We start from the raw sequence: 6117 nt of genomic DNA, 5'->3' as shown, positions 1-6117 counted from the left end.
GGGGATGGCCGGGGGGATGGCCGGGGGGATGGCCGGGCGGCGTCCGGGTGCCGGGCGGCGCGCCGCCGGTGCGCGCTCCCTCCGGGCCGGCCGGCTGCCGCCGGGCTCGATGGGCAGCCATCTCCAGCTCCGCGGAGACGGCCACGCCGAAGAAGAAGGCGGTCGCCGACAGCTGCGCCCACAGCAGCAGGGCGATCACGCCGGTCACCGGTCCGTACACCGAACCGAAGCCGGTGGACAGGTGCAGGAATCCGGCCAGCAGGAGGGTGAGGCCGGTCCACGCGCCGACGGTGAGGACGCTGCCGACCAGGAGGACCGGCCAGTGCGGCTGCTGCCGCGCCGGTGCCCGACGCAGCATGACCATGAGCGAGACCACGACCAGGACGAGCCCGGCCGGGCCGGTCCACGCCCCGACCAGGTCGTCGTCCAGGGCGTACACGCTCTCCACGGCCTCGGCGAAGGCCTCCCGGGTGAGGATCAGCAGCGAGCCGGTCATGAGGGGGAAGCCCGCCAGCACCGACAGCGCCAGCGCGCGGCGGTACTTCTCGACCGAGGGGCGGTCGCGCTGGATGCCGTAGATGCGGTTGGCGCCCCGCTCCACCTGGGCCATGGCCGTCGCGAGGGCCACCAGCGCGGAGGTGGTGGCCAGCAGCAGGGCGGCCGTGCCCAGCGAGGTGTCGCCCGACGGCAGGGTGCGGCGCAGCAGGGCGTCGGACGCGCCGGGGGTCAGCTGCAGCACCGTGCGGCTCAGCACCAGCCGGACCGAGGCAGCTTCCCAGGCGCCGGCCAGCCCGATGACGGCGATGACCAGCGGGAGCGCGGCGAGCGCCAGCTGGAAGGCGAGCGCGCGGGCGTGGGAGAAGCCGTCCCCGTACCGGAAGCGGGACGCCACGGCGCGGCCGGCGGTGCGGGCACCGTCGGCCCGCATCCCGGACCACGCCTCGCGGGCGGTGACCGGGCTCCCGGCGTCCTGCGACGCCTCCGGGACCCGGGCGACCGAGCTCATCGGGAGGGCTCCGGTCCCTCCGGGGCCGCGGTGCCACGGCGGGACATGCGGCCTCCTCGGGTCTGCGCGGGACATCGGACCCGCGAGACATGCCCGGTGCGCAGGCGGGGATGCGGCTCGTCACGCGATCGACATGGAGCCCGACCACGCCGGGGCGGCGGCTGCCCGGTCCGGCGGCCGTCGCCGCGGGATGGCCCTGGTGCGGGGAAGAAGGGCCCTGGACGGCGTGTCGGAGCCCTCGTCCGCCGCACTCGGCGTCCCGGGCAGCCGGGCGCCGGGCCTGCCCACGACTTCGGGGAAGTCGTCCTCCACGCGGCCCGCCAGGGCGCGAGTTCCCCGAAGTCGCTGCCCGCGCACCGGCGGTCGTCGCCCCGCCCGGGGCCGGGTCAGCTGTCGAAGTCGACCGTGACCCGGTCCGACAGCGGCAGGGACTGGCAGGTGAGCACGTAGCCGGCGGCCACCTCGCCGGGCTCCAGCGCGTAGTTGCGGCGCATCTCCACCTGCCCGTCGGTGACCCGTGCGCGGCAGGTGCCGCAGACCCCGCCCTTGCAGGCGAAGGGCAGGTCCGACCGGATCCGCTGGGCCGAGTCGAGCACGGGGACGCCGCGCGGCAGGGCCAGCGTCGTCGTCCGGCCGTCGAGCACGACGGTGACCTGGCTGCTGGGTCCCGCCACCGTCTGCTCGTCACCCCGGACCGGCTGGGGTGGCACGTCGTCGACGTGGAAGAGCTCCTGGTGCACCCGCTCGGCCGGCACGCCCAGGCCGGTCAGCACCGCGCGGGCGTCGGTCACCAGGCCGTGCGGGCCGCACAGCCACCAGTGGTCCACGCCCTCGACGTCCACCAGGGCGCCGAGCAGGGCGCTCAGCCGGTCGCCGTCGAGCCGGCCGCTGGTCAGCTCGGCGTCGCGCGGCTCCCGGGAGAGGACGTGCACCAGCTGCAGGCGGGGCCCGTAGCGGTCCTTCAGGTCGGCCAGTTCGTCGGCGAACATGACGGTGCCGGTGCGCCGGTTTCCGTAGAGGACGGTCACCGTCGACTCGCCGTCGCCGAGCACGGTCGCCGCCAGCGAGAGCGCGGGGGTGATCCCGGAACCGGCGACGACGAACGCGTGGTCGGCGGGGCCGTCGAGGTCGGCGGTGAAGGTCCCCGACGGCGGCAGCACCTCGATCTCGTCGCCGGGCCGCACCTCGTGCACGAGCCAGGAGGAGAAGAATCCGCCCGGCACCTCGCGCACGCCCACCCGCGGCGGGGCGCCGGCGGGGGCGCAGATCGAGTAGGAGCGCCGCTCGTCGCGCCCGCCGTCGACCCGGCGCAGCGTCAGCGCCTGGCCGGGGCGGAACCGGTAGTCCTCGGCCAGCTCCGGGGGCACCGCGAAGGTGACCGCGACGGCGTCGTCGGTGAGCTGCTGGACGTCGGCCACCGCCAGGCGGTGGAACACGGGACGCCGGCGGGGCGGGGACTGGGTCATGGCCGCCTCAGATCTCCTTCAGGTGCTCGAAGGGCTCGCGGCACTCCCGGCAGCGGCGCAGGGCGGTGCAGGCGGTGGCGCCGAACTCGCTGGTCTGCTCGGTGTCCGCGCTCCCGCACAGCGGGCAGTCGGCGGTCCGCCGCGTCGGGCCGAGGTCCAGCGGGACCGGCCCGTCGGCACGCAGCGGCGCCGGCCCGGGCGGCGCGATGCCGGCGGCGGCCAGGGCGCGGCGCCCGGCCTCGGTGATCCAGTTGGTGGTCCAGGGGGGTGCGAGCACGGTGCGCACCTCGACGTCGGGGAACCCCGCGGAGTGCAGGACGTGCAGCAGGTCCGCGCGCATGACGCCCACCGCCGGGCAGCCGGTGTAGGTGGGGGTGATCTCCACGACGACGGTGCCGTCCGGCTCGGCGCGCACGTCGCGCAGGACGCCCAGGTCGGCCAGCGTGAGCATCGGCAGCTCGGGGTCGACGACGGCGGCGGCGACCGCCCGCGCGTCGGCGATCCCGGGCCCGTCCGCCTCGGCGCGCCGCTTCGTCCGGCCTGTCCTGCTCACCGCACCCACCGCCTCACCACGTCGCCGTCGGGTGCTGACGGGCCAGCCCCTGGAGGCGGGCGAGCAGCTCTGCGAGCTCGGGGCCGTGCCGGCCGGCGCGGCCCGAGGGCGGTGCCTCGGCGGGCTCCGGCGGCACCCGCAGCGTGGCCCGCTCGAGCACCCGGGCGAGGACGTCGGTGACCTCCGCGCGGACGTCCCCCGGGTCGACGGCCACCCCCGCGGCGGCCAGTCGACGCTCGACCCCGGTGGGGGAGAAGACGTCGGCGAGCAGCGGCCACACCGCGTCGGCGCCGGCCTGGGTGCGGCGGTGCGACTCCGCGGTGCCGTCACCGAGGCGCAGCACCCAGCGGGCGGCGTGGTCGCGGTGGTAGGTGAGCTCGTGCACGCCCTTGGCGGCGACGGCGGCCAGCACCGGGTCACGGCTGGCGCGCAGCCGGTCCAGCACCGCCAGCCGGGCCGTGGTCGCGGCCAGCAGCCGGACCATGGTCTGCCCGAAGTCCCCGTTCGGCGCCGCCACCAGCGCCGTGCAGCGGAACTCGTCGGCATCCCGGAAGTAGGCCAGGGCGTCCTCGTCGGGGATCGAGGGCGAGGCGTGCGCGCGGCTCCGGCCGAGCACCCCCGCGGCGGCGGCGCGGGCCAGCAGCAGCCGGGCCTGGCCGAGGAGATCCAGCGCGATGTTGGCCAGCGCCACCTCCTCCTCGAGCTCGGGCGCGGCGGTGATCCACTCGGTGAGGCGCTGGGCGAGCACGAGCGCGTCGTCGCCGAGCATGAGGCAGTACGCGCCGAGGTCGGCGTGGTCGACGCCCTCGGGCACGGTGGTGTCGACGCCGGCGAGCGGGTCGTCGAACCCGGTGCCGAACGCCCACTGACCCTCGCCGCCGTGGGCCAGGCCCAGCGCGTCGTACACCGTCTCCTCGTGCGCCATGCCTCTCCTCGTGACGTGCTGGAACGGCCCCTTCGTGGGAGGGGGCCTTCACATGTGCGGGACGCCGTCCGGGATCTCGTAGAAGGTCGGGTGCCGGTAGACCTTGTCGCCGCTGGGCGCGAACATCGGGTCCTTCTCGTCCGGGCTGGATGCGGTGATGTCGGCCGCCTTCACCACCCAGATGCTCACCCCCTCGTTGCGCCGGGTGTAGACGTCGCGGGCCGCGTGCACCGCCATCTCGTCGTCCGGAGCGTGCAGCGAGCCGACGTGCACGTGGTTGAGCCCCCGCTTGCCGCGCACGAACACCTCGTACAGCGGCCAGTCGCGGCCCCGTCCAGGGGCCCGCCCCGAGCCTGCGAGGGGTGGGGGGGACGGGGTGTTTCTGGCGCCGTGGCCGCCCTCGGCGGTGAGGTCAGACATGGCCCGTCCTCTTCGCGGCGTAGGCCGTGGCGGCCTCCGTCACCCAGGCGTTGTCGTCCCGCGCGGCCCGGCGCCGGGCGATCCGCTCGGCGTTGCGGGGGCCTTGCCCGCTGATCACCCGCTTCAGCTCGTCCCAGTCGAGCGGGCCGAACCGGTGGCGCCCGGTCGCCGCGTCCAGCGCCAGGTCGGGGTCGGGCAGCGTGACGCCGAGGAACTCCGCCTGCGGCACGGTCATGTCCACGAACCGCTGGCGCAGCTCGTCGTTGCTGTGCCGCTTGATGCCCCAGGCCGTCGACTGCGCCGAGTTCGGGCTGTCGGTGTCCGGCGGGCCGAACATCATCAGCGAGGGCCACCACCACCGGTCGACGGCGTCCTGCACCATCGCCCGCTGCTCGTCGGAGCCGCGCATCATCGTCATCAGCAGCTCGTAGCCCTGCCGCTGGTGGAAGGACTCCTCCTTGCAGACCCGGATCATCGCCCGGGCGTACGGGCCGTAGGAGGAGCGGCACAGCGGCACCTGGTTGCAGATCGCCGCGCCGTCGACCAGCCACCCGATGACCCCGACGTCGGCGAACGTCAGCGTCGGGTAGTTGAAGATCGAGCTGTACTTCTGCCGGCCCTCGATGAGCTTGTCGGTCAGATCGGCACGGTCGGCGCCCAGCGTCTCGGCGGCGGAGTAGAGGTACATGCCGTGGCCGGCCTCGTCCTGCACCTTGGCCAGCAGGATGGCCTTGCGACGGAGGCTGGGGGCGGCCAGCAGCCAGTCGCCCTCCGGCTGCATGCCGATGATCTCCGAGTGCGCGTGCTGGGCGATCTGGCGGATCAGCGTCCTGCGGTAGCCCTCGGGCATCCAGTCGCGCGGCTCGATGCGGTGCTCGGCGGCGATGGTGGCGTCGAACAGCTCCTGCAGGCGCCGCTCGTCGGCCACCGTGGCGTCGGTGGGGGAGTCCAGCGCGGGGGCGGGCATCGCACCTCCTGGGCATTTACTGACCGTGCGGTCAGGAATAGTGTGACGCAGACCACGCGTCGCCACAAGGAGGGGTCGGCCGGGAATCGGGGGAAGGTGGGCACATGAGCGCCGAGGGGCAGCCGGGGGACGGCGTCGTCCGTCCCGGGCGGCGGGGCCGGCCCGGGCACTCGCTGGACTCGCTGCTGGCCGTCGCCGCCGAGCTGTTCATCGAGCGCGGCTACGAGGCGGCGAGCATGGAGGAGCTGGCCGGCCGGCTCGGCGTGACCAAGGCGGCGATCTACCACCACGTCGCCGGCAAGGGTGAGCTCCTGCGTCTGGCGCTGGAGCGGGCGATGGACGGGCTGTTCGCCGTCACCGCGGAGCCGGGTGCCACCACGGGCCGGGCCATCGGCCGGCTGGAGCACGTGGTGCGCGGTTCGGTGCGCGTGCTCGCCGCGGAACTGCCCGCGGTCACCCTGCTGCTGCGGGTGCGCGGGAACACCGACGTGGAGCGGGCGGCGCTGCAGCGCCGGCGGGACTTCGACCGGCTGGTCGCCGGGCTGGTGCGGGAGGCGGTGGCGCAGGGGGACGTGCGGGCCGACGTCGACCCGGCGGTGGTCGCCCGGCTGCTGTTCGGGGCGGTGAACTCGCTGACCGAGTGGTACCGGCCCGGGGGCGTGCTGTCCCCGGAGGAGCTCGCTGACGCGGTCCTCTCGACCGCCTTCGACGGCCTGCGGACCCGGCGGCCCTAGGGCGTGTCTCCCAATCTCGGGGCCTGCGTGGTCGAGGCTGGGCGGG

7 protein-coding genes are annotated in these 6117 nt (G+C 75.4%); 1 reads left to right on the top strand and 6 read right to left on the bottom strand.

The annotated features are described in order from the left end of the window. From GCU60_RS04160 to paaA, 6 genes are all read right to left on the bottom strand, one after another. On the bottom strand, window positions 1-1006 hold a 1006-nt coding region (locus tag GCU60_RS04160), incomplete at its 3' end, for a YihY/virulence factor BrkB family protein (protein WP_163202534.1). 386 nt (window positions 1007-1392) lie between these two features. Further along, window positions 1393-2472: a 1,2-phenylacetyl-CoA epoxidase subunit PaaE gene (gene paaE / locus GCU60_RS04155; RefSeq protein WP_163202532.1), complete on the bottom strand. Its 1080-nt coding sequence runs from the start codon at window positions 2470-2472 to the stop codon at window positions 1393-1395. A gap of 7 nt (window positions 2473-2479) precedes the next feature. Then, entirely contained in the window at window positions 2480-3025 is a 546-nt protein-coding gene (paaD, locus tag GCU60_RS04150; protein ID WP_345770384.1) for a 1,2-phenylacetyl-CoA epoxidase subunit PaaD, read from the bottom strand. 13 nt (window positions 3026-3038) lie between these two features. After that, window positions 3039-3950 (bottom strand): 1,2-phenylacetyl-CoA epoxidase subunit PaaC, encoded by a 912-nt coding sequence (gene paaC, locus GCU60_RS04145; RefSeq protein WP_163202528.1) that lies wholly within the window; start codon window positions 3948-3950, stop codon window positions 3039-3041. Window positions 3951-3998: 48 nt separating this feature from the next. Next, window positions 3999-4370: a 1,2-phenylacetyl-CoA epoxidase subunit PaaB gene (gene paaB / locus GCU60_RS04140; protein ID WP_163202526.1), complete on the bottom strand. Its 372-nt coding sequence runs from the start codon at window positions 4368-4370 to the stop codon at window positions 3999-4001. Then, the gene (gene paaA, locus GCU60_RS04135) at window positions 4363-5337 is read right to left on the bottom strand and encodes a 1,2-phenylacetyl-CoA epoxidase subunit PaaA (RefSeq protein WP_163202524.1); all 975 of its coding nucleotides are present in this window, start codon (window positions 5335-5337) and stop codon (window positions 4363-4365) included. Before paaA ends, paaB begins: the two co-directional genes overlap by 8 nt. A 104-nt stretch (window positions 5338-5441) precedes the next feature. Here paaA and GCU60_RS04130 point away from each other — a divergent pair, with 104 nt between their 5' ends. Continuing rightward, window positions 5442-6071, top strand: a complete 630-nt coding sequence (locus tag GCU60_RS04130; protein ID WP_163202522.1) for a TetR/AcrR family transcriptional regulator — start codon at window positions 5442-5444, stop codon at window positions 6069-6071. Window positions 6072-6117 lie beyond the last annotated feature (46 nt).

Source organism: Blastococcus saxobsidens (assembly GCF_010682065.1).
GTDB classification, from domain to species: Bacteria; Actinomycetota; Actinomycetes; order Mycobacteriales; family Geodermatophilaceae; genus Blastococcus; species Blastococcus saxobsidens_B.
This window is presented reverse-complemented; position numbering and strand designations above follow the sequence as displayed.